Below are 26351 nucleotides of genomic sequence, written 5' to 3' on the forward strand. Positions count from 1 at the left end.
GGCCGTGGGCTTCATGGCCGCGCCTCTACTGTGTGGGACGCGGCGAACGAGCCCGTGGTGGAGGGGCCGAGTGAGCGGCGCAGGGCCTCGAGGGAGGACGTCACCGCGCCTTCGCGCGAGGCACGGACCCGGAGGGGCACGGGCGCGGTTCCGCGCAGGCGAAGGCCCACGCGCCAACCTTCGGCGGGGGGAGACAGTGCGAGGGCTCGGAAGGCGGTGGCGTCCGCGGGGAGGTTCGGGAGCGATGAGCCCAGCGACCACGAGGCGAGGGCCTCTCGCGGAACCTCGAGTCGCAGCGCGGCACCCGCCGGGGCCGTGAGCCGCAAGGAGACTTCGCGCTCTGGCCCGTGTTGCGCGACGTGCTCGACGGTGACGACCGGGGCGGCAAGACCCGAGGTCTCCTTCGCCATCTGTTCGGACAGCGCGAGCGCGGTCTGTGCTTGCGTGGCGTGCGCCTCCGCGAGCTCGGGAACCATCGGCCCGAGCGCCAGCCCATCCATGCTCTGGAGGACGAGGGCACGGCCAGAGGCGTCGGTCCGTTCGACGGCCCGCAGCCGCCGAGGATGTGCCTCGTCGTGAGGTGCCACGAGCGCCAGCGCCAGGAGTCCTCCCAGCGCGAGCACCAGCGCCCCCGTCAACACGGGACGCCCTCCATCCGCCCAGGGGAACACGTCCGCCACCAGCCACGCGCCCGCGACAGTTGGCAGCGCCACCAGGAGCGCGACGGCGCCATCCAGCGGGAACGGCACCAACAGGTGGCCTGTCAGGGGAATGACCAGCGACAGCAACAGGGATGCCGCCTGGGACATGAGGACCAGCCCCGGGATGAACGCCAGCCCGAGCACCGCGCCCCTCCACCGAGGAACCCTCGTCGCCACCAGGAGGCCCATGGCCCCGCCCACGAGCCAGACAAGCAGCGCATACGTCACGCCCACGCTTCCCCATGTCCCGAGCACGACGATGGCCGCGCCCCACGCGAGCGCGCCCGCCCAGCGCTCGATGTTCCTGGGCGCCTCACTTCCTCGTCGGGCCGCACGCTTCGCCCACAGCGCCTCGCCGAGGAGCACTCCCGCGAGGGTGAGCACACCGAAGGTGACGACACCGAGCCAGGGGGTGGCGTACCAGCCCTGCGGACGCCGCAGCACGACACCAACCAGCAGACCGCTCAGGACCGGCAGCAGCAGCCCCAGGGCACCTCCCACGCCCGTCCAGAGGAAGCCACGTCCCCATCCCCTCCAGGTCAGTCCCCCTCGTCGCATCGCCACCGCGCCGGCCGCGACGAACAGGACTACCGCCACCACGGTCATCGCCGTGGCGGCACGGGGGCCGTACACCACCGTCCCGAGGCCGAGCACGTCGAAGAACGTGGTCATCGCGGCCTCGTGCACCGCGGCCACAGGTGGCGAAGAAGCGAGTCCTCGCGCGTCGACCAGGTTGGCCGTCGGAGCCCCGTGTGCCGCAGCCACGCGCGGTGCTGATGCGAACCCGCGCACCAGCGCGAGCGCCGTATCCCCGACATGCTGAAGCGTTCCCGCGGGCACCGCCTCCGGCCGGTCCAGCGCCGTGTGGTAGACGTGGCCGCCCTCCACCAGCGCCAGGTCCAGCCCCGGGAGCCCTGCCCCCACGTACTGCTCGAAGTCCGTGTAGAAGGGCGCCACGCCGCTCGCCATCACGTCCTGGCCCAGCACCGAGGCACGTGGCGCGGGCGCCGTGGCCGCATATCCCTCCACCAGCGCCGCCGCTCCCGGGCTGGCTCGGAAGAGGACCAGACGTCCTCCCACTCCGACAGCCTCCAGGTTGATGAACCCCTTCACGTCCCGCGCCCACGGGTGGCCCAGGAACGCCGTCGCACCCAGGCGCCCCTCCTCCTCACCTCCGTTGAGGTTGAGCACCACCGTGCGGCGCAGCCGCGGACCCGCGCTCAGCGCCCGCATCACCTCCACGCCCGCCGCGACCGCCACCGCGTCGTCGCCAGCCCCCGGGCTCTCCTCCGGGCTGTCGAAGTGCGCGGACAGCAGCACCGCGTCCGCATCCTCTCCGGACAACCGCGCCAGCACGTTCACCGCGCGGAAGAGGACCAGCATCCCCTCCTCGTCCACCGTGGTGCCCGTCACATCCTGCACCTCCACCTCCACGCCCGGCAGCGCTCGCAGCCGCTCCGCCAACAACACGACGGCCCGTGCCGCGGCGGGCGAGCCCAGGGGACGCGGCCCGAGCTCCCCCGCCAGCTCGCGCATCAGCGGCAGGGCCCTCGCCTCCGAGAACTGCTCCGGCGCGGCGCTCGCCGGAAGTGGCGCCACCGGACGGCGAGCCACCCAGGTGGCGCCCAGCACCACGCCCAGCACCCCGAGGACTCCTGCCCACCGCCGCGCGCTCACCATGTGTAGCTCGCCTTCAGGAGCACCGTGTCCGAGCGAGGCCCCCGTCCCAGCCCGTGCGGCGGCAGCGAGCTGCGCGCCGCCTCCGGCCCCTCCAACAACGGCTCCTCCTGAGCCCGCGAGTAGATGAAGTACAGCGTGGAGCCCACGCGGTACTCCCACCGCGCCACCACATTCAGGTTGAGCGCCGCCGTGTGGAAGCTCGGGTCCTCCGCGTCCGTCACCGGCTGGAGGTCCGTCAACCGCACCGTCCCATCCTCCGGAATCCGCGCCGCGTAGAAAGGCCCATAGGGCCCCAGTCCCGTGAGCAGCTGCACGCGCGCCTGCAACGTGAGCCTCGGCGTCACCACCACGAGCTGCTTGAACGTCAACGTGAGAAAGCGCGGCACCAGCTCCGCGAAGAGCAGCCGCCCGTCATCCGTCTCCCCCGTCCAGCGCGGTCCGTCCTGCGTCGCCTCATAGGACACGTCCACGTCCGTCTGGAGCCGAGGCATCGGCCGCCACGACGCGCCCAGGCTCACGGACTTCCCCACCCGCCCAGGTGACACCCCGTTCCGCGACGTCCGGTCCACGTAGCCATCCAGCGTGAAGGACAAGGGCCGCAGGGGGTCCGTCTCCAGCGCACACGTGGCGAAGCGGAAGCTCGGCAGCTCATACGCCAGCCCTCGCTCCGGAATCTCCCGCAGGTCCCGGCGGCCCGTCTCCACGCCGACCTCGCACGTCACCGTGCTGAAGTCCGGCAGCACGCCCTCCAGCGTCAGGTCCACCCCACGGGACAGCGGCAACCCTCGCGAGTCCGTGGACCAGGCCCCCTGCCCGCGCACGCCCAGCCACAGCTCATGAAAGGGCCCCCACCGCGAGCCCCGCCCGTACTGCACATGCGCCGACACCTTCTGCTGATTCTGGAGCGGCTGGAAGCCGGACGCGTTCAGCTCCAACGTGGGGGACTCGTACTCGTACGTCAGCGTCGCGCGCCACGGCTCGCCGCCCAGCTTCCCGCCTCGCAGGTACGCGCCGAAGCCCATGTCCCCGGGCCGCAGCCGCGTCCCGTCGCGCAGCACATAACCCTCCGCCTCGCCGCCCGACACCCGCGACGCATCCACCTGCCCCGACACCGCGTAGACACCATCCTGCGTGCGCAACCGGAAGTCCGCCGCCGCGGCCTGCCCTCCACGCGCCACACACGGCGGCGAGTCCGGCAAGGGATGCCCCTGGCACTTCGAGGACAGCGGGGTCGCCGCCGTCACCATCAACCCGAGCTGCTGCCCCTCCGCCACCTCCGCCCGCAGCACGCCCGCGAAAGAGTTCATCGGCGGCGGCACCACGCGCGGCAGCGCGGACTGCGAGCCGAAGTGCAGCGGGCGCTCCCACTGGAAGCGGTAGCCTCGCTCCGCCTCGCCCCCCAATGCCGGGGCCCCCATGGACACCGCGTTCAGGAGCCCCACCTGCACGCCGTCGCTCACCGTGCCCACCAGCTTCACCGCGCCCAGCAGCGGCTGCTCCAACCCCACGCGCCGCGAATAGAAGAGCGTCTGCGCCGAACGCCCCGCCTGCGCGCCCACCGGCTGGAACAGCTCCAGCCCCTCCAGGAAGAAGGGACGCTTCTCCGGGAAGAACACCTCGGACGTGCTCAGGTTCACCAGCAACGTGTCGGCCTCCACCTGGCCGAAGTCCGGGTTGATGGTTCCCGTGAGGGACAGGTCGCTCGCGAGCGAGGCCTGGAAGTCCAACCCCACGTCCGCGGACGGCTCCAGCGACACCGCGCCGCCCAGGGGCACCGACTCCCGGCTCGCGGTGAAGCGGCTGGCCACGTAGGGCGTCAGCGAGAGCGCCCGCTGATGCCGCACGCCCTCCAACCCCTGGAAGTCCGCGAAGCGCGACACGAGCGCATTGGCCTCGCGCGGGATGACGGTGGAGTCCACCTGCTCGTGCGTCCGGGATATCTGCCGACGCACGTGGAAGCCCCACGTCTGCACCGGTGCATCCGGGAAGCGCAGCACGGTGAGCGGAACGCGCAGCTCCGCCACCCAGCCGTCCTTCGTGACGGTGGCCTCGCCCTCCCAGATGGCGTCCCAGTCCTTCGCCTCGGTGGTGTCCTCGGTGAGCCGCGCGTCCTGCAGCGTGCCGCCAGCATTGATGGAGAAGAGGTAGCCGGTGGCCCGGTCCCTCAAGCTGTCCACCATCACCGTCACCGTGTCCGAGGGCGGGATGTCGTCGCGCCGGCCCAGGCTCTGGAGGATGAGCTCGGGCTGCGAGTCATGGGCGGTGATGCCCACGTAGAGGTTGCGCTCGTCGTAGAGGATGCGCACCTCGGTGCGCTCCCCCGGCGCCGCGCCCGGCGAGGGGAAGCTCTGCACGAAGTCCGAGTACACCGGCGCGGCGGCCCACGCGGGCTCGTCCAGCGTCCCGTCCACCGACACGGACGCGTCCGTGCGCACCGCGCGGAAGGCGGAGGTCGCACGAGGGACCTCCGCCGCCCACACGGGCGCCGCCCACGCGAGCACCAGCCCGCTCCACCACGCTCTTCCGGGCCACGCCCACCGTGTCACGTCGGTGCCTCCCCCGCGCGCCACCGCCCCGCCATCGCCGGACGGCGGCGACGTCCCTCAGACATAGGTGCTCCGGTCCACGTCCACGTTCAGGATGACCCGGTTGCGGTCCGCCCGCTGCCACACCTCGTGGTACTGGGTGTCGTCGAAGACGAAGCAGCGCCCCTCCTCCCAGGAGATGAACTCACGCCGCACGCGCGGCGACTTGGCGAGGAACTCCGGGAACGCGCGCTCGATGAAGAAGAGCGTGTTGAGGTAGTGCAGCTCCTCGCGGCCCGCCTCCGACTCCAGCGCGGAAGGCGCCGCCTCGCCCTTCGCCGTGAGCACACCCGCGGCCTGGAGCCGGGCGAAGGTCTCCTCGAACACCGGCGCGGCATGGCGCGGCGCCGCGTCCCGGTACGGCAGGCAGAAGCCGGGCTGCTCGATGCGCGTGTTGAGCGCCTCCGCGACGGCCCACAGCCGCTTCCAGGCGCCGTCCGGGTCGTCCGTCCGCGTGAGCGAGGAGAAGCCCCGCAGCGCGCGCAGGTCGTCCTCGGGCAGGGCCTCGCGCAGCAGGCGCGCCGGCAGGCTGTCGTTGCCCGCGGCCACCAGCGGCAGGACGCTGTCCACGTCCTTGAAGTCGTTGGGCGACACGAGGTGCGAGCCCACCGCCATCACCGCGTTGCCCGGGACGATGAGGCCCAGGTGGCAGCGGAGCATCGTCGCGTCGTTGCCCGTGTGCACCTTGATGTGCGAGCCGGGCGCGAGGCAGGAGAACCACACGCTGCGCAGGCCGCGAATCTTCTTCACGATGGACGTCGTCACCTGGCACGCCTCCGTGACATCCCTGAACTCGGTGGTGCCGCCCTTCTTGAGGAAGCTCGGGTAGATGACCTCCTCCAGCACCGTGACGTGGAACCAGCGCAGGGCGTCCCGCGCGTCGTCCCCGTCGACCGCCCCCAACGCGATGCGGCCGTCGCGCTCCACGAGCCGCCCCTGGGCCACGAGCTTCCGCTGGTGCTCGAGCGAGCGGGGGGCGCGCGCATCCAGGGCGATTCGCTGCTGATGCGCGACGAAGAACTCCGGGTCCGCGACCAGCGCGTTCATTCCGCCCACCAGCTTGTCGATCATCGCGGGCGTGCAGTCATGGGGTGAGCGGTACGAGGCCAGCTCGCGCATGGTCTCCTCGCCCAGGCGCCCCTGGAGGAGCTGGGACTCGAACGAGGTCGGGTCGCCCAGCAGCACCATGAAGAGCTGGAGCGGGTCCGTGCAGTCGGACACCGTGAAGCGCGGGCGGTTGCGCACGTCCAGGCGGTTGTCGTGGTACAGCAGGTCCAGCGTCGTCCAGCCGGCCGTGTACACGTCCGAGTACGCATACGGCTTGAAGCGCAGGGCAATCTGCCGCTCCGCCTCCTCGCGGATGGCCGGGTAGTTCGCCTCGAGCTCCTGGATGAATGGGAAGAGGTGCTTCGGGTAGAAGTTCATGGCCCTTCGTTCCTTTCGTGGGGGGTGGAGTCACGGTGGTCTTCGAGCAGCGCCTGGATGGCGCGCCCCACCTGCTCCACGTTCGGCGGTTTCAAGAGTGAGTAGTGGTTGCCGGGGAGGTGCTTCGTCCGCACGCCACCGCGAGCGACGCGCGCCCAGCCCCAGTCCGGCGTGGAGGCGTCCTGGATGCCGCCCTCCTGTCCGGCCAGGAGCGTGAGCGCGCCGGAGTACGGGCCCGCGCGATACGCATGCAGCGCGCCCAGGTTCGCGCGGAACACGGCGTGGAGCCGCTCCAGCGCCTCGAGTGGAGCGTCCTCCGGGAGCACCCCACCCGCTCGCGCGGCGCTCCACAGCGCGGACAGGCTGTCGACCCGCGCGACGAGGTCCGAGGCGAGTCCGAGGTCCACCGCGAAGGCGCCCAGCAGCGCGGCGTCGTCCTCGGGCCCGAGCGGCTGCTCGAAGCCCTCCAGCGTCGAGTCCAGGAGGCACAGCTCGCCCACGGACTCGCCCGCGGCCTCGAGCTGCCGCGCCATCTCGAAGGCGATGACGCCGCCCATGGACCAGCCGAAGAGGTGGTAGGGGCCGGTGGGCTGCACGCGGCGCAGCTCGCGGATGTACCGCTCCGCCATGGCCTCCACCGTCGTGTCCGGCGTGGCGCCGGTGACCCCCTGGGATTGGAAGGCATGGAGGCGACGACCCTTCAGCCCTTCGGCCAGGGCCCGGTAGCAGAGGACGTTGCCGCCCACGGGGTGGACGAGGAACAACGGAGGTGCATCCCCCTCCCCACCCAAGGGCACGAGCACACCCTGCTCGCCGCCAGCGGTCTCCACTGCGCGAGCCAGCCCTTCCACCGTGCTCGTCTGGAACAGCGTCGCGAGCGGGAGTCGGACGCCGAGCTCGGACTCCACCCGGGACAGCAGGCGCAGCACGAGCATGGAGTGGCCTCCGAGCTGGAAGAAGTCGCTCGTCGCGCCCACGCCGGTGATGCCCAGCACGCGCTCGAAGAGGTCCACCAGCATGGCCTCGCGGGGGTTGCGCGGAGGAACTCGCGAGCCCTTCGGGCCAGCGTCCACGTCCGCCAAGGCAGGCAGCGCGCGGCGGTCCACCTTGCCGCTGGACGTGAGCGGCAGCCGCTCCAGCACCGCGAAGCGGCCCGGCACCATGTACTCGGGGAGCACCCGCGCCATGGCCTCGCGCAAGGTGTCGCTCCAGCGCTCCGGAGCATGGCCGCCGCGGGGCGCCACGTAGGCCGCGAGCAGGGACTCACCACCGGGGGCCGTCCGCACCACCACCGCGGCCTCGGCCACGTCGGGCAGGCCCAGCAGCACCGCTTCAATCTCCCCCAGCTCGATGCGGAAGCCGCGCACCTTCACCTGGCTGTCCACGCGGCCCACGTACTCCAGCGAGCCGTCCTCCAGCCTCCGAGCCAGGTCGCCCGTCCGATACAGCCGCGCGCCCGGCTCCGTCGCGCAGGGGTCGGGGATGAAGCGCTCGGCGGTCAGTCCCGGACGGCCCAGGTAGCCGCGGCCGAGCTGCACGCCGCCGATGTAGAGCTCCCCCAGCGCGCCGGTGGGCAGCAGGTTGAGGTCCGAGTCCAGCACGAGCAGGCGCGTGTTGAAGACGGGCGCGCCGATGGGCACGGTGGTCCGCTTGTCGCTGGGGCGGCAGGTCCAGTGGGACACGTCCACGGACGCCTCGGTGGGGCCGTAGAGGTTGTAGAGCGAGACGTGCGGGAGTCGCTCGAAGACGCGGCGCTGGAGGGCGGACGGGAGCGCCTCGCCACTGCAGACCACGCGCGTCAGGGATGTGAGCGACTCCAGCCCTGGCTCCTCCAGGAAGAACTGGAGCATCGAGGGGACGAAGTGCACCGTGGTGATGCGCTCGGTGGCCAGGGTCCGGACCAGATAGGCCGGGTCCTGGTGTCCGCCAGCGCGCGCGACCACCAGCCGGGCCCCTACCGCGAGCGGCCAGAAGAACTCCCAGACGGAGACGTCGAAGCTGAAGGGCGTCTTCTGGAGGACGCGGTCCTCGGGCCCCAGGCCGTAGGCGGCCTGCATCCACAGGATGCGGTTGTGGATGCCGCGATGGGTGACGAGCGCGCCCTTGGGCCGCCCCGTCGAGCCCGAGGTGAAGATGCAGTACGCGGGGTGCTCCAGCGCCGCTCCCGCCAGGGGCGGACGCTCGGACGCGGACGGGGGAAGCCCATGAGTCCATGCCTCATCGTCGAGCACCAGCACCGTGCCAGCGCCCTCCGGCACACGCGCCGACAGGGCGCGGCTCGTGAGGGTGACGCGAGGACGCGCGTCCTCCGCCATCTGGCGTGCGCGCTCCGGCGGCAGGCTCGGCTCCACCGGCAGATAGGCCCCACCCGCCTTGAGCACGCCGTAGAGCCCCACGACCATGTCGAGCGAGCGCTCCAGGAAGACGCCCACCAGCACCTCGGGCCCCACGCCTTCCGCTCGCAGGCGGTGCGCGAGCTGGTTCGCCCGGCTGTCGAGCGCCGCGTACGTCATCGTCCGCCCTTCCCACTCGAGCGCGATGGCGGAGGGCGTGCGCGCGGCCTGCTGCTCGAACAGCACGTGCAGCGGGCAGGGGGTCTCGAAGACGTGGGTCGTCGGGTTCCACGCGCTCAAGAGGTGCGTGCGCTCGTCGGCCCCGAGCAGCGGGAGCTGCGCCACGGACTGTCCAGGCTCCGCGACCATCGCCGCGAGGAGCATGCGCAGGCCGTGAGTCAGCCGGGCCACGGCCTCCTCGCCGTACCGGCTCGCGTCGTAGGTGAGCGCCATGCCCAGGCTCGCCCCCGGGTAGAGGGCCAGGTGCAGCGGGAAGCCCGTGCGTGGGAGGCCCAGCTCCTCGACGCCCGCGGAGAAGACGCCGCGCTCGCCTCCGCGAAGCGGCCACGGGTCCACCACGAGGACACTCTCGAAGAGGAGCCGCCCGGACGCGACCTCGCTCCAGCGCTGCACTTGCTCCAGCGGCACCTGCTCGTGCTCGCGCAGCTCGGCCTGCTGTCGCTGCAAGGCGTGAAGCCACGCGAGCACGGGCTGGCCGGGCATCACGTGGACGCGGACCGGCAGCGTGTTGATGAGCAGCCCCACCTGCTCCGTCACGCGCTCGACGGGCGCGGAGCGACCCGACACCAGCGCGCCGAACACGGCCTCGCGTGTCCCCGCGTACCGCGCGAGCACGAGCCCCCAGCCCGCCTGCGCGAGCGTGCCGAGCGTCAGTCCGTGACGCGCGCAGAACGCCTGGAGCGCGCCCGTCTCACGTGCATCCAGCGTGACGAGGTGGCGTGCGTAGCGCGGCTCCGTGCCCGCCCCGGAGGAGCCCTGCTCCCCATGGGGCAAGGGCGTGGGGGTGTCGAAGCCCCGGAGCGCTTCGGTCCAGAGAGCGCGCGCCGGCGTGAGGTCCTGCGCCTCTTCGTGGCGCACGACATGGCGGAAGTCCGGCGGCGACTCGAAGGACGGTGGCCTTCCAGCGCGCAGGGCGTCGCAGTGCTCGGCGACCTCCGCGAGCAGCAGGCCCAGGCTCCAGCCATCCAGGATGGCGTGGTGGAAGGAGAGCGCGAACCTCCACGCCCCCGAGGACGTCCGGGCGAGCGCGAGCCGGAGCAGCGGCCCTTCCTCCAGCGCGAAGCCCCGCCGCACGTCCTCGTCGAGGAAGCGCTGCCAGTCCGCATCGGAGACCCCGGCGCCGTCATCGCCTTCGAGGAGGGAGAACGGCAGCGAGAAGCCCTCGTGGAGCCGCTGCGTGGGCTGTCCGGTGCCGCCCAGGTCGAACACCGTGCGGAGCACCGCGTGTCGCTCCACGGCCGACTGCCATGCGGACCGGAACGCGACCGGGTCCAGGTCCTCGGGGAGGAGCCCGCCCACCTGCTCGAAGTAGTCGCGCGACGCGGGCGAGAACAGCGCCCGGAACAACATGCCGCGCTGCATGGACGTGAGCGGGACGGCGTCCTCCGGAGCCAGCGCCACGGCGGGCCGCTGCTCCAGGGGCGCGAGCTGCTCGGCGAACGCCATCACCGTGGGGTGCTCGAAGAGCTGCTTCGGCGAGGACGCGAAGCCCTCCCGCCGCAGCCTCGACACGAGCCGCATCGCCGCGATGGAGTCTCCGCCCAGCGTGAAGAAGCCGTCCTCCACCCCCACCGCTTCCCGGCCCAACACCTCCGCGAAGGCACGCGCCACCAGCTGCTCGCGAGGGCTTGTCGGCGCCCGACCCGTGGAGACCTCCGTCGGAGGCTCCGGGAGCGCCTTGCGGTCCACCTTGCCGTTCAGCGTCGTCGGCAGGGTCGGCAGCACCACGAACGTCGACGGGACCATGTACGCCGGCAGCCGTGACGCCAGCACCATCCGGAGCTCATCCGGCGACGTCCTCGCGCCCGCCCGAGCCACCACGTAGCCCACCAGCCGCGCCACACCGGGCGACGCTCCGCGCACGGCGACCGCCGCGTCCTTGACGTCGGGAATGCTCCGGAGCGCGGCCTCGACCTCGCCCAGCTCGATGCGGTGCCCGCGGACCTTCACCTGCGCGTCCTCGCGCCCGCGCACCTCCAGCAGGCCATCCGCGCGCAGGAGCCCCACGTCACCGGTGGCGTAGAGCCGTGCTCCGGGCACGGTGCTGAACGGGTCCGGAATGAAGCGCTCGGCCGTGAGCGCGGCGCGCCCCACGTAGCCGGTGGCCACGCCCGTGCCCCCGATGTAGATCTCACCGCACACGCCCGGAGGCACCAGCTCCAGCCCGGCGTCGAGCACATACACGGGCGTGTTGAGGATGGGGCGGCCCACCGTCAGCGGACCGCCCGTGGACGGGACTCTCCCCACCGTGGACCAGACCGTCGTCTCCGTGGGGCCGTAGAGGTTCCACAGGGCGCCCCCCGTGGCGACGAGCCGCGAGGCGAGGTCGGTGGGAAGAGGCTCGCCGCCGCAGAGCACCGCCATCCGCCTCGGGTTGGTCCAGCCCGACTCCAGCAACATGCGCCATGCGGTCGGCGTGGCCTGCATCACCGTGACGCCCGCGCGCTCCAATCGCTCCGCGAGGCGCAGCGCGTCCTGGGCTTCATCGCGCGTGCACAGCTCGATGCGCGCCCCCACCCGCAGCGGGAGGTACAGCTCCAACCCCGCGATGTCGAAGGAGAGCGTGGTGACGGCCGCCAGCACGTCATCCGCCGTCAGCCCCGGCGCCTCCTCCATCGAGGCCAGGAAGTTCTCCAGCGCCGCGTGGTGCACGCTCACGCCCTTGGGGCGTCCCGTGGAGCCGGACGTGTAGAGGACATAGGCCTCGTCCAAGCCGAGGGGCCCCGGTCCCAGGTCCATCGCCACGTCGTCTCCGGGCTCGTCCAGCCTCCACAGCGGCCCTGCTTCGGGTCCCAGCCGCGACTCGCAGGACTGCTCGGTGAGCGTGAGGCGGAGGCCCGCATCCTCGGCCATCAAGGCCAGCCGCTCGCGGGGGAAGTGAGGGTCGAGCGGGACGTAGCTCGCTCCCGCGCGAAGGACCGCCAGCAAGGCCACGGGCAGCCGGTGCGTCCGCTCCAGGCACACGCCCACGCGGTCACCTCGGCTCACGCCTTGCGCGCGCAGCCGGGCCGCGAGGGCCAGGACTTCTCCTTGCAGCTCGCCGTAGGACAGCGTCCGGTCCACCGCCACCACCGCCGTGCGCTCGGGCGCGCGAGTCGCTTGCGCCTCGATGCGGGAGACCACGGTCGCATCCGCGGACAGGGCGCGCGGGCGAGGCGCGCACTTCGCCACCAGTCGGGCGTGCGCATCCGGAGACAGCAGGCGAAGGGTGTCCAGCCGAGAGCCGGGCCGCCCGAGCGCGTCCTTCAGCAGCGACTCGTAGGCGTCGAAGAAGCGAGCCATGGACTCCGGCTCGAACAGGTCCGTGGAGTACTCGATGGCCACCCCCAGGCCCTGCTCCCGCTGGAGCACGGTGAAGGTGAGGTCGAAGGTGGAGGTGCCTGCCTCCAGCGCCACTTCCTCGACGCCCACGTCCGCGAAGGCGCTCTGCCCCGAGGGCTGCTCGTTGAGCACGAACATCACCTGGAACAGCGGCGTGTGCGCGGTGCTGCGCGGGGGCTGGAGGTGCTGCACCAGGCGCTCGAAGGGGACGTCCGCGTGGCTGAACGCCTCCACGCACGTGGTCTTCACGCGCTGCACCAGCGCCTCGAAGCTCAGCGCCGGAGACACCTCCGTGCGGAGCACCAATGTGTTGACGAAGCACCCCACCAGCGCGTCCGACCCGAGCGCGCTCCGCCCCGCGATGGGTGTGCCCACGAGGATGTCCTCCTGTCGCGCGTGCCGGGCCAGCACGGCCTGGAAGGCCGCGAGGAGGACCATGAAGGGCGTGGCGCCCCATCCGCGAGCGCGCACGGGCACCTCCGCCGCGAGCGCCGGGGGCAGCTCGAAGTGGAGCGTGCGGCCCCGGTCCGAGCGCTGCGCGGGGCGCGGGTGGTCCGCGGGCAACTCCATGACGGGCAGCGGCCCGGCCAGCTTCGAGCCCCAGTAGGCGAGCTGCGGCAGGAGCGCGTCCTCTGCCCACACACGCCGCTCCCACGCCGCATGGTCCGCGGGCTGGTACGGCAGCGCGGGCAGGCGCGTTGGCAGGCCCAGGCGCTCGGAGGCATAGAGCGCCGCCGCGTCGCGCAGCAGCACCGCGATGGAGCCACCATCGGCGACGAGGTGGTGCATGGCGAGCACCAGCCAGTGCTCGCGTGCATCCAGGGAATAGAGCTGGGCACGGAAGGGGGCCTCGCGTTCCAGGTCGAAGGGCCGGCGCACGAAGCGCGTGGCGCGCTCCTTCACCCAGGCGCTCCGGGGCTCTGCCCCCATGCGCCGCGCGGGCTCGAGCGCCACGAGCGCGGAGGCGTGGCCGGGCACATCCACTCGCTCCAGCGTGAAGTCCACCGGGACGAAGGTCTGGACAGGCTCGCCGTCCAGCAGCGCGAAGCGCGCGCGGAGTCCCTCATGGCGCGCCGTCAGCTCACGCAGCGTCCGCTCCAGCGCCGCCACATCCAGCGGTCCCGTGAGCCGAAGTGCCGTGGCAATCGTATAGAACGCGCTGCCCGGCTCCAGCCGCTCCAGGAAGTACAACCGCTGCTGCGCGGACGACAGCGGCAGCGGCATGTCGCGAGGCCGAGGCTCCACCGGAGGCAGGCGAAGCGCACCTCGCGTCGCATCCAACCGGGCCGCCAATTCCTCCACCGTCGGCGCCTCGAAGAGGGCTCGCAGCGGCAAGGACACGTCGAACAACGCCTCCACCCGCGAGCGCAGCCGCATCGCCAGCAGCGAGTGCCCACCCAGCTCGAAGAAGCTCCGCCGCACGTCCCGCACCGGCACGCCCAGCAGTTCCTCCCACAGCGCACACAGCCGCTCCTCCGTCTGCGTCCTCGGAGCCTGCTGTGATTCCCCCGCGTCACCCTCCGGAGCGAGCCCGGCCGAGCGCAAGGCAGCGCGGTCCACCTTCCCGTTCGGCGTGAGCGGCAGCTTCGGCAGCACCGACCAGCGAGACGGCACCATGTACTCCGGCAGGTGCTCCAGGAGCGCCGCCCTCAACGCAGCCGGCGCCAGCGTCTTCCCCTCATGGGGCACGACGAAGCCCACGAGCCGCGCGCCTCCGGTCGCATCCTCGCCGGCCATCACGAGCGCATCCGCGACGTCCGCCAGGGCTCGCAGCCGCGCCTCGACCTCCCCCAGCTCGATGCGGAAGCCCCGCACCTTCACCTGATGGTCCAGCCGCCCCAGGTACTCCAGCCGCCCATCGGGCATCAGGCGCACGCGGTCCCCGGTCCGGTACATCCGGCCCCCGGGCTCGCGAGAGAACGGGTCCGGAACGAAGCGCTCCGCCGTCAGGTCCGGCCGCAGGAGATAGCCCCGCGCCAGTCCATCTCCCGCGAGGTACAGCTCCCCCGGCACGCCCAGCGGCATCAACCTCCACGACGCATCCAGGACGTAACCAGACGTGTTCTCCAGCGGCCGGCCGATGGTCGGCCCCCGCGTCTCGCCTCGGGGAATCAGCTCCCACGTCGAATAGGTCGTGTCCTCCGACGGCCCATAGAGGTTGTAGACCCGCTCCACGTGCCCCAGCGCATAGAGCCCGTCCACCGTGCGCCGAGGCAGCGCCTCGCCCGCCAGGTTCACAGCTCGAACCGAGCGCGGCAGTCCACCCACGCGCAGCAGCTCCGCCATGGCCGACGGCACCGTGTTGACCAGCGTCACCTCGTCACGCCGAGGGAACGCGGGCAGGTCCAGGACACTGCCCACCACCAGCACCCGCCCCCCATGCGCCCATGGGACGAACATCTCGAACACGGAGAGGTCGAAGCACACGGACGTGCACGCGAGCACCCCGTCCAGCATCTCCGGAGGGAAGACGTCCAGGGCCCACGTCAAGAGCAGCGCCGCGCTCCGGTGCTCGATGGCCACGCCCTTCGGCCGACCCGTGGAGCCCGACGTGTAGATGAGGTACGCGAGATTCCCCGGCAGGCAGCGCGCCTCCAGGGGCGCATCGGACGCCTCGGCCAGCTCCGCCTCCAACTCCTCCAGCACGAGCGTGGGAGGCCGCGTCTCCGGCAGCGCCGACAGCACCGCGCCCTCGCTGATGACCAGCATCGCCGCCGAGTCCTCCAGCAGGTACGCCAGCCGCTGCGCGGGGTAGTTCGGGTCCAGCGGCGCGTAGGTCCCTCCGGCCTTCAGCACCGCGAGCAACACCACCGGCAGGTCCACCGTGCGCCGCAGGCACACGCCCACGCGCACCTCCGGCCCCACGCCCCGCGCCACCAGACACCGCGCGAGCCGGTTCGCCCGGCGCTCCACCTCCGCATACGTCCACGCCCGAGTGGCATCCGCCAGAGCCACCGCGTCCGGGACACGCCGCGCCTGCGCCTCGAAGCGCGTGTGCAGGAGCGCCCCATCCCGCGGCAGCGTGCCCGGGGGATTCCAGGTGTCGAGGAGCAGCGCCTCCTCCGACGCGGGCAGCAAGGCCAACGCATCCACCCGCCGCTCGGGCGCCGCCAGCGCGGACGCGAGCAGTCGCTCGAAGTGGGTGAGCCAGCGCTCCACGGTGGCCGGCTCGAACAGCTCGCGGCTGTACTCCCAGTGCCCTCGCAGACCGTCAGGCGTCTCCTGGAGGGAGAGCGTCAGGTCGAACTTCGCGAAGTGGCTGTCGATATCCAGCGGCCGGAGCACCAACCCGGGCAGGACCAGCTCCCCTGGCGGCTGGTTCTCCAGCACCAACATCACCTGGAACAGCGGGTTGCGGCCCAGGTCGCGAGGCAGGCTCAGCGACTCGACGAGCTGCTCGAAGGGAAGGTCCTGGTGCGCGTAGGCCTCCAGCGTCACGGCCTTCACCCGGCGCACCAGCTCGCGGAAGGTCGGAGCCCCGTCGAGCGACAGCCGTAGGGCCAGGGTGTTGGCGAAGAAGCCCACCGCCCCTTCCAGCTCGCGCCGCGTGCGGCCAGCGATGGCCGTGCCCACGACGATGTCCGTCTCCCCCGTGTAGCGGTGCAGCAGCGACCCGAACGCCGCGAGCAGCGTCATGAAGGGCGTGACACCCTCCGCCCTCCCGAAGCGCTGGACTTCGTCCGACACGGCGCGAGGCAGCGCGAACGCCCGCGTGGCGCCACGGTGGTTCTCTCGAGCCGGGCGCGGGTGGTCCGTGGGCAGCTCCAGCGGACGCACGCCCTCGCCCAGCCGCGCGCGCCAGGCGTCCAGGTGTCGACGCGGCGCCTCGGAGCGGAGCCACTCCTCCTGCCACTCGCTGTAATCCACGTACTGGAGCTCGGGCTCCGGCAGCGAGTCCGGACGGCCCTCGCACCGCGCGCCGTACAGCGCGGCCAGCTCCCGGGTCATCACCCCCACGGACCAACCATCCGCGATGATGTGGTGCAGCACCAACAGGAGGACGTGCTCGGACGCGGCCAGCTCCACCAGCACCGCGCGCAAGAGCCCCGGCTCCGTGAGGACGAACGGCGCGTCCGCCTCCGCCGTGCACAGCGCCCTCAACGCCGCCTCGCGCTCCTCGGAGGGCAGCGCCACCAACGACACGCGCCTGGGCGCCACGGGCCGAGGCGGGTGGATGACCTGCACCACCTGCTCACCCTCCTCCGTGAAGGAAGTGCGCAGGGCTTCGTGGCGCTCCACGAGGGCATCCAGGCTCGCGCGCAGCGCATCCTCGCGCAGCGTGCCCGTCAGGCGCAGCGCGAAGGGCATGTTGTAGGTCGCGAGGCCCGGCTCCAGCCGGTCCAGGAACCACAGCCGCCGCTGCGCCGACGACGCCGGGAAGACGAACACCTCGTCCGCATCCAGCGCTTCTTCCGGGAGGGGTTCCACGTTGCTCACCGCTTGACCCTCCGACCCTGGCGCGATGCGCGCCCGATGCGCTCCTCACCCGCCGCGCCCGCCTCGCGCAGAGTCGCCACCTTGCTCGCGAGCGCCTCCACCGTCGGGTGCTCGAACACCGCGCGCAGCGGAACATCCACCCCCAGCGCGTCACGCAGCCGCGCCACCAACTGCGTCGCCAGGAGCGAGTGGCCCCCGAGCACGAAGAAGTCATCCGTGGCGCTCACCCGCTCCACCCCGAGCACGTCCGAGAAGACGCGCGCGAGCGACTCCTCCAGCTCGCCTCGAGGCGCGACGAAGACCTCGTCCGCCGCGCGCTCCGGTGCTGGCAGTCTGCTGCGCTCCACCTTGCCGCCCGGCGCGATGGGCAGCGCGTCCAGGCACACGTAGGCCGCCGGGACCATGTAGTCCGGCAGTCGGCTCTTGAGGAACGCCCGCAGCACCGTCCCCGTGGGGCGCACGTCCGCGCGAGGCGTGACATAGGCCACCAGCCGCTTGCCCGTGGGGGGCTCGTCGCGCACGGTCACCACCACGTCCTTCACGTCCGGGTGCGCGCTGAGCGCGGTCTCGATCTCCCCCAGCTCGACGCGGAAGCCGCGCAGCTTCACCTGGTGGTCGCTCCGCCCCAGGTACTCCACCATGCCGTTCTCCAGACGGCGGGCCACGTCGCCCGTGCGGTACAGCCGACCGCCCGGCTCCGGAGAGAACGGGTCCGGGATGAAGCGCGTCGCCGTGAGGTCGGGCCGTCGGTGGTAGCCCCGGCCCACGCCCACTCCGCCGATGAAGACTTCACCGGCCACGCCTCGCGCCACCGGCTGGAGGTACGCGTCCAGCACGTGCACCCGCATGTTCGGGATGGGCAGACCCAGCGGCACCTCGTGCGTCTCCAGCAGCTCCGTGGGCAGCGGGTTCAGGTTGCACGACGTGGCGATGACCGTGCTCTCCGTGGGGCCGTAGGAGTTGAACATCTGGACCGACGGGTCGACGGCGCGGCGCCACGCCAGCACGCGCGACGGGAGGATCTTCTCTCCACCCGACACCACCACGCGCACCGACGACGGCAGCGTCAGCGTCCCCCTAGCCAGCTCCGCGGTCAGCTCCGCCCACAGCGCCGCGGGAGTGCTCAGGTACCCGATGCGCCAGGCGTCGAGCCGCGCCGCGAAGCCATGAATCGTGTCCAGCGTGTCCGGCTCGCGGATGACCAGCGTCCCACCCACGAAGAGGCACGGGAACAGCTGCTCCACGCTCATGTCGAAGCTGATGGACGACAGGAGCAACGCGCGGTGCTCCGCCTTCAGCCCATAGACGTGAGCCGCCGCGTCGCTGTAGTTCACCAACGCGCGCTGGGAGATCATCACCGCCTTGGGCACGCCCGTGGAGCCCGAGGTGTAGATGAGGTACGCGAGCGAGTCGGCCTCACCCTCCATCGGCGGGGCCTCCACGGACTGGCGCGCCATCGCCGGAGCCTCGCGCTCCCAGAGGAAACACGTCACGCCCTCCGGCGGGGAGGTCGCGCCCAGCAATGGCTCGCGCGTGACGAGCACCCGCGCCCCGGAGTCGCGCAGCATGAACGCCAGCCGCTCCGCCGGGTAGTCGGGGTCCAGCGGCAGGTACGCCGCCCCCGACTTCAGGATGCCGAGAATCGCCACCACCACGTCCAGCGACGGCTCCAGGCAGAGGCCCACCACGCTCTCCGGCCCCACGCCGCGCTCACGCAGCGCCCACGCGAGCTGGTTCGCCCGCTGGTCCCACTCACGGAACGTCAGCACCTCGCCCCGGTGCTCCAGCGCGGGCACGTCCGGCCGCGTCCGAGCCTGCCGCTCCAGCAGCTCGCGCGCGAGCCGAGGCGCCACCGGCGCCGCCGTGTTGTTCAACGAGGAGAGGAAACGCGCCTCCTCCGGAGGCAGCACGGGCAGCTCGCGCAGGCGCGCGGTCGGCCGGGCCACCAGCCCCTCCAGGAGCACCTGGAAGCTCTTCGCGAGGCGCTCCACGGTGACGGACGTGAAGAGGTCGGTGTTGTACTCGAAGGTGTACTCCAGCCCGGCCGGCACCTCGGCCATCGCCAGGGAGAGGTCGAACTTCGCCGTCTCGGTGGAGACCTCTTCGATCTCCATCCGCAGCCCGGGCAGCTCCACCACGCCACCCGGAGCGTTCTGGAGCACGAAGAGCACCTGCACCAGCGGGGACTGGCTCAGGTCCCGCTCCACCTCCAGCCGCTCCACCAGCACGTCGAAGGGCATCGCCTGGTGCGCGTACCCCGCGAGGACGGCGCTCCCCACCCGCTCTGCGAACGCCGGGAAGGGCTCCTCCGGGTCCACGTCCGCGCGCAGCGCCAGCGTGTTGACGAAGCACCCCAGCACGCCCTCCGTCTCCTGGCGCGTGCGGTTCGCGATGGGCGTCCCGACGATGATGGTGCGCTGCCCCGTGTAGCGATGCAGCAGGGCCTGGAAGGCCGCCAGCAGCGTCATGAACAGGGTGCGGCCCTCTTCGCGTCCCAGCGCCTCCAGTCCACGCGCCAGCGCCCCGGGCAGCGTCCCCACGAGCAGCGCGCCCCGAGTCGTCTGGACCGCCGGGCGAGGCCGGTCCGTGGGCAGGCGCAGCGGCGGAGGACGCTCACCGAGATGGGCCTTCCAGAAGGCCAGGTCGGACTCCAGCGTCTCCGCGCCCCCGCCCTGCCGCTGCCACACGGCGTAGTCCGCGTACTGGATGGGGAGCGGAGCCAGCGCGGCGCTCGTCCCCGTCACCTCCGCCTCGTAGGTGCGAGCCAGCTCCTGGAGGAGCAGGTTGATGGACCAGCCGTCCGCGATGATGTGGTGCATCGCCACCAGCACCACGTGGCGCTCCGGCGACAGGCGATAGAGCGTCGCGCGAAGGAGCGGCCCCGTGGCGAGGTTGAAGGGCCGCCGGGCCGCGTCCCGCAGCGTGGCCTGCTCCAGCGCGCCGCCAGGGACATCCTCCCGCTCCAGCGCGAAGTCCATCTCGGGGTGGAAGACCTGGACGCAGCGCCCCTCGCTGACGGCGAAGGTGGTGCGCAGCGCCTCATGGCGCGCCACGAGCCGGCGGAACGCGGCTTCCAGCGCATCGACGTCCAGGCGGCCCTCCAGCCGCACCGAGCCGGCGATGGTGTAGAGGGGACTGCCGGGCTCCAATTGGTCCAGGAACCACAGGCGCTGCTGCGCGGAGGACGCGACCAGCGGTCCGGTGCGCGGCACGGCCGGGATGTGCTCCACCGCCCGCGCCGAAGGCACCACGCCCTCCAGCGCCCGAGCGAAGGACTCCAGCACCGGGTGCTCGAACAGCAGCCGCAGCGGAGCCTCCAGCCCCAACTCCGCCCGCAGCCGCGAGGCCACCTGCGTGGCGAGCAGCGAGTGCCCACCCAAGTCGAAGAAGTCCTCCGAGGGCCGCGCCACCGTCACGCCCAGGACCTGGGACCAGATGCGCGCCACCTGCTGCTCACGCTCGGAGAGCGCACGCTCGAAGGTCTCCGGCTCGGAGGCCCGCGCCAACGCGAGCGCGGCGAGCGCCTTGCGGTCCGTCTTCCCGCTCACCGTCACCGGCAGCGCGTCCAACGGCACCAGCAGGGACGGGACCATGTACGCGGGGAGCTTCGCCTTGAGGGCCTCGCGCACCTGCGCCAGCTCCAGCCGAGCCCCCGCGCGCGGCACCACGAACGCGGCCAGCCGCTTGCCATCCCGACCGTCGTCCAGCGCCTCCACCACACAGTCCGCCACGCCAGGCAGCCGGCCGATGACGACCTCCACCTCCCCCGTCTCCACGCGGAAGCCGCGAATCTTCACCTGCTGGTCCACGCGGCCCAGGAAGTCCACCTGTCCGTCGGGGAGCCAGCGCGCGAGGTCGCCGGTGCGGTACATGCGCTCGCCCGGCGCGAACGGGTTCGGAACGAAGCGCTCCGCGGTCAGGTCCGGGCGCCCCAGGTAGCCGCGCGCGAGCCCCACGCCGCCCACGCACAGCTCCCCCGGCGTCCCCGGGGGCACGAGGTTGAGGTGCGCGTCGAGGAGGTACACGCGGTAGTTGTCCACCGGAGGCCCGATGGGCACCTGCGTGTACCGCCGCCAGTCACGCGTGAAGAGGGCGGTGGTGTTGAGGCACGCCTCCGTGGGCCCGTAGTAGTTGACCAGCGTGGAGACGTCCGCGTGGCGCTCCACCAACTCCACCACGCTCGCGCTGAGCACATCGCCGCCGAAGCAGAGGTACGGAACCTTCAGCTTCTCCCGCGTGTTGCCCTGCTCCAGCAGGCCCTTGAGCAGCGCCGGCACCGAGTCCACCACGTCGATGCGGTTCTCCACGACATAGGTGTGGAGGGCCTCGGGCGACACGAGCGTGTCGTAGGTGGGGAGGAACAGCGCATCGCCCCGCATCAGCGGAAGGAAGAGCTGGTGCACGGAGACGTCCACCGCGGGCGAGACCAGCAGCATGTGCCGCAGCCGCTCCGCCGGAGCGAACATGCGCCGCAGCCAGTGCACCTGGTTGCACAGCGCCTGGTGCTCCATCATCACGCCCTTGGGCGTGCCCGTCGTCCCCGACGTGTAGATGACGTACAGCAAGTCATCGGGCTGGCTCTCCACCGCAAGCGGCGCGGCAGCTTCATCGGCCGCCCCGTCCAGGAGGAGCCGCGTCCCCGCGAAGCGCACGGCCGGGTGCTCCACGTCCTCCAACAACCAGCGCGCGCCCGCGTCCTCCAGCAACAGCGCCACGCGCTCCGCCGGATGCGACGGGTCCAACGGCAGCCACGCGCCGCCCGCCTTCACCACCGCGAGGATGCCCACCACCAGCTCCACGCAGGGCCGCGACAGCACCGCCACCACCGACTCGCGCCCGACGCCCAGCGACCGCAGCCGCCGCGCCAGTTGGTTGCTGCGCGCATCGAGCTCCCGGTACGTGAGCCCCTGGCCCTCGTGCCACACGGCCAGCGCCTCGGCATGAAGCGCCGCCTGCTCCGAGAACAGCTCCCCCACCGTCCGGTGCAGCGGGTAGTCGTGGTGCGCGGTGTTGAAGCCCGCGCGCAGCCGCGCCTCCTCGTCTCCAGGGAACAGGGACAGGTCGCGCAGCGCCGCCTGGGGCCGCCGAACGAACGCCTCCAGCAGGGACACGTAGCGCTCCGCGAGCCGCTCGATGCGCTCACGGGTGAAGAGGGCGCGGCGGAAGCTCCACTCCAACCGGAGGGGCCCCGCATCCCCCACCTGGGCCGTCAGGGTCAGCTCCACCTTGGACGTGGGCAGGGGCGACTCCAGCCGCTCCAGCCTCAGCCCGGAGGCCGTTCCCAACGTCCGAGGGCCTTCATCCTGGAGGCTGAACAGCACGTCGAACAGGGCACCGCGCGCCGCGCCAGCACCTTCCTGGGCCTGCGCCACGACCTGCGCGAACGGCAACTCCTGGTGAGCGAGCGCCCCTTCGGTGGTGCGAGCGACACGCGCCAGGAACGACAGCGCGGACTCCTCCTCGCGCACGGTGTTGCGCAGCACCACCGTGTCCATGAACAGGCCCACGGCGTCTCGAAGGTCCGGATGTCCGCGGCCGAGCACCGGCGCGCCCACCGCCACATCCCGAGTGGCACCGTGCCGGGACAGCAGCACCGTGAACGCGGCCAGCAGGCCGTTGAACAGCGTGGTGCCCTGACGCCGGCACAGCTCACGGAGCCCGTTCGAGAGGGCCGAGGGAAGCTCCACGGTCCATGCCTCGGCGTCCAGCGACGCGGCCTGCGTCCGAGGACCGTCGGCGGGCAGGTCGAGCGGAGGCGGCGTGGGCGAGAGTGCGCGTCGCCAATACTCGGCCTGCGCCCGCAGCTCCGGAGACTCCAGTCGCTCCCGCTGCCACGCGGCGGCATCGCGAGGCCCCGGGCCCGGCGAAGGCAGGGACTCCCCCGCATAGAGCGCGACCAACTCGCGCAGCACGACCTCCACCGATGCGGCATCGGAGATGAGGTGGTGCATGTCCACGAGCAGCCGCGCGGCGCCGCCCTCCCGCTCCACCAGGGCCGCCCGGAACAGCGGGGCCTCGGCGAGGTCGAACGGCCGGACGAAGCGACGCGCGAGCTCGGGCAAGTCCTCTCCCGCCGCGCGCAACCGCTCCAGCGTGAAGGGCACCGACGCGGCCACGCGCTGACGCACCTCTCCGTCCTCGAGCACGAACGACGTGCGGAAGGCCTCGTGCCGCTGCACCAGTGAGCGCAGCGCCGCCTCCAGCCGACCCGCGTCGAGCGGCCCTGACAGCTCCAGCGCGCCCGTCATGTGGTAACGCAGGTCGCCTGTGCCCCCCTGCGCCTGGAGCACGTAGAGCCAGGCCTGGGCCGCGGAGACGGGGTGATGTCCGCCGGCCTCCGCCACGCGAGGCAGTGAGCCCCACGCCGGCGCCGCCGCGTCCACCCGCTCCGCCAGCGTGCGCACCGTGGGCGAGTGGAACACGTCCACGACCGACACCCGGCGCCCCGTCAGCTCCGAGATGCGATGGGCCAGGCGCACCGCAAGCAGCGAGTGTCCGCCCTGCTCGAAGAAGGAGTCCGTCACGCCCAGGGACTCCGTGCCCAGCACCTGCTGGAACAGCGGCAGCAGCCGCGACTCGGTGGGCGTAGCAGGCGTGACGCGCGGCGCATCCTCGCGACCCTGTCCGGGCGTCAGCACCAGCGCGTTGCGGTCCACCTTCCCGCTCGGCAGCGTGGGGAGCGTCGTCAACGGGACGAAGTACGTCGGGACGAGGGCATCTGGCAGCAGCCGCGCCAGCACCTCGCGGGGTGAGCGCTGGGGCTCGCGAGGCACGTAGAAGGCCGCGAGCACGGGTCCGCCGTTCGCGTCGTTGCGCACCACCACCGCCGCTGCCGAGGCCAGTCCGGACGTCACCAGGCAGGCTTCGATCTCGCCCGGCTCGATGCGATGACCGCGCAGCTTCACCTGGAGGTCGGTGCGACCGTGGTGCTCCAGCTCACCGGAGGGCAGCCAGCGGGCGCGGTCACCCGTGCGATACAGGCGACCGCCCGAGGCGAGCGCGGAGGCCACGAACCGCTCCGCGGTCAGCTCCGGGCGGCCCAGGTAGCCACGGGCCAGTCCTTCACCCGCGATGCACAGCTCGCCGATGACGCCGGGAGGAAGCAGCTCTCCGGCCACATCCAGCACCAGGACCTGGGTGTTGAGGACGGGCCGCCCGACGTCCACGGCGACCTTGTGCGTGAGCTCGCTGGCCGTCGACCAGACCGTGGTCTCCGTGGGGCCGTACAGGTTGAAGATGCGCGCGGAGGTCAGCTCACGCGCACGCGCGAGCAGGTGCGCGGGAAGCGGCTCGCCGCCCACGAGCAGCAGCCTCACGCTCGCAAGCGCGGCCCGCCCCACGGGGTCCTCCAGGAGCAACTGGAGGCGCGACGGCGTGAGCTGCACGACATGGCAGCCCGTCTCCTGGATGCGCCTGCCCAGCAACTCCGGGGCACGCTGGGACGCCTCGTCCGCCAGCACCACCTCATGCCCCAGCCACAGCGGCAGGAGCGTCTCGAGCGCGAAGATGTCGAACGTCGCCGTGGTGGTGCACAACACGCGCAGCCCCTCGCTCGAGAGGGGCAGCGCCTCCACCATCGCGGCCAGGAAGTTGGCCAAGGCCCGATGGGGCACCTGGACGCCCTTGGGGCGGCCCGTGGAGCCCGAGGTGTAGAGCACGTAGGCCACGTCCTCGGGTGAGGCCACCGCCTCCACCGCGCGCCTGTCGGTAGAACCAACACCCTCCGGCAACGTCCCCCGGACGTCCACCTTCTCCACCGCCAGCCCGTCCACCGTGAGAGCGCCGCTCGCGTCCACCACCACGTGGCGCACGCCCGCGTCCTCCAGCAACAGCGCCAGTCGCTCTCGAGGCTGCTGCCCGTCCAGCGGCAGATAAGCCGCCCCCGCGAGCAGGATGCCCTCGAGCCCCGCGAGCAGGTCCACGGTCCGCGCCGTCAGGAGCCCCACCACCGCCCCGCGCCCCACGCCCCGCTCGCGCAGCGCCGCGGCCACCCGCATCGCCCTCGCCTCCAGCTCCGCGTACGTGATGCCCGCCTTCCCATCCCGCACCGCGACCCGCTCCGGCGACCGCGCAGCCTGCTCCGCCAGCAGCGCCGCCACATTGAGGTCGCGAGGGAACGGCGCGGGCTCCGGGTTCCACCCCGCCAGCCGCGCCACCTGCTCCGGGCTCACCAGCGACAGCCGGGACACGGCGCTCGCGTCACCCTCGCGGAGCACCTCGCTCACGAGCCGCCGGAAGGACTCCGCCAGCACGGCCGGCAGCTCCGCCGGGAAGGCGCTCTCGCGGAAGTCCATGTCCACCGTGAGCCGGCCCTGCCCCAACCGGTCGCTCACGTGCACCGTGAGCGAGTACGGCGTGTGCCCGTTGAACAGCCACGTGACATCCACCGGGTGCCCGCCCAGCTCCGCGTCGAACCGCCCGTTCTGGAACGAGACCAGCACGTCGAACAGCGGAGCCCCCTCCAGCCCTCCCACCCGCAACTCCCGCGAGAGCAGGTCGAACGGGTAGCGCTGCCCGCGCAGCGACCGCTGCTGCGCCGCACCCACCGTCCGCAGCAGCGACGCGAAGGGCGCCGACCCGTCCACGTCGAAGCGCAGCGGCACCGTGCCCACCGTCATGCCGAACGTGAGCAGGTCCTCTCGGGCCGTGCGGCCGTGGACGAACGTCCCCAGGCACGTATCCCGCTGCCCCGTCAGCCGCGACACGAAGAGTCCCGTGAGCGCGGTGAACAGCCGAGGCACCGTGCTCTCCGCCCCCCGAGCCACCCGCGCCACCGCCCGCGTCTCCTCCTCGTCCAGCGTCAGAGTGTGCCGCACCGCGCGCGTGTCATCGAAGGCCGTCCCCGCCGCGCGCAACAACCCACCGCCGTCCCGTCCCGCGAGCAGCGCGTGCCACTGCTTCCGGTGCTCCTCGCGCTCCTCCGACTCCAGGTACGCCCGCTCGCGCGCGACATACGCCAGATACGAAGGCTCCTGCCCCACCGCCGCCGCGCCTCCCGACACCAGCGCCGCGTAGAGGCGCCCCACCGACCGCACCAGCAACCCCAGCGAGAACCCATCCCCCACCAGGTGGTGTACACACGCGAAGTAGCCACCACGCCCTTCGCCCAGCTTCACCACCACCAGCCGGTACAGCGGTCCCCCCGTGAGCGGGAACGGGGCGCGGATCCGCTCCGTGCACCAGCGCTCCGCCGCGGCGCGAGGGTCCGCCTCCGACGAGAAGTCCACCGTCTCCACGCGAGGCACGTGCCCTTGCCCGCGCCGCTGCTGGGCCTGCCCGGCCTCCATGCGCAGCTCCAACTGGAGCGCCTCCGTGCCCCGAGCGAAGCGCTGGAGCGCCTCCGCCAGCAGGTCCAGCCGCACGGGCCCGCGCACCTCCAGCAGGCCGCCCAGGTTCGCGAAGGCGGTGCCGGGGTGGAGCTGCTCCGTCATCCAGATGCGCTGCTGCGCATGGCTGAGGGGCTGGAAGCCTTCGCCCTCCTGTCGGACAGGAGGCGCCAGCGACACCGGTGCAGCGGAAGAGACGACCTCGGCCATGGCATGTCCGCCGTGAGGAACAGGTTGGATTTGCGCGGGGTCGGGAACGAAGAAGCGAACCACCGACCCGACCCGGACCGACGGCACCTGCTG

Annotated in this window: 5 protein-coding genes; all 5 read right to left on the reverse strand. The window is 72.3% G+C overall.

Features of this window, described 5'->3' with window-relative positions:
- Nucleotides 1-11: 11 nt before the first annotated feature.
- From MYSTI_RS41110 to MYSTI_RS30530, 5 genes are read right to left on the reverse strand one after another with little or no spacing between them, the layout of a single operon-like run.
- Complete coding sequence (locus tag MYSTI_RS41110) at nucleotides 12-2381, reverse strand: M28 family peptidase (protein ID WP_015351675.1); 2370 nt, start codon at nucleotides 2379-2381, stop codon at nucleotides 12-14.
- On the reverse strand, nucleotides 2375-4927 hold the full coding sequence (locus MYSTI_RS45410) for a DUF5916 domain-containing protein (protein ID WP_052351181.1): 2553 nt from the start codon (nucleotides 4925-4927) through the stop codon (nucleotides 2375-2377). The genes MYSTI_RS41110 and MYSTI_RS45410 overlap by 7 nt, the downstream gene beginning before the upstream one ends.
- Nucleotides 4928-4984: 57 nt before the next feature.
- Nucleotides 4985-6391, reverse strand: coding sequence for an aspartyl/asparaginyl beta-hydroxylase domain-containing protein (locus tag MYSTI_RS30520; RefSeq protein WP_015351677.1), 1407 nt, complete (start codon nucleotides 6389-6391; stop codon nucleotides 4985-4987).
- A complete protein-coding gene (locus MYSTI_RS30525) occupies nucleotides 6388-16722 on the reverse strand; it encodes a non-ribosomal peptide synthetase (protein ID WP_015351678.1) in 10335 nt (3444 codons plus the stop codon). The genes MYSTI_RS30520 and MYSTI_RS30525 overlap by 4 nt, the downstream gene beginning before the upstream one ends.
- On the reverse strand, nucleotides 16719-26258 hold the full coding sequence (locus MYSTI_RS30530; protein ID WP_169558680.1) for a non-ribosomal peptide synthetase: 9540 nt from the start codon (nucleotides 26256-26258) through the stop codon (nucleotides 16719-16721). The genes MYSTI_RS30525 and MYSTI_RS30530 overlap by 4 nt, the downstream gene beginning before the upstream one ends.
- Nucleotides 26259-26351: the final 93 nt, after the last annotated feature.

Source organism: Myxococcus stipitatus DSM 14675 (assembly GCF_000331735.1).
Classification (GTDB): Bacteria; Myxococcota; Myxococcia; order Myxococcales; family Myxococcaceae; genus Myxococcus; species Myxococcus stipitatus.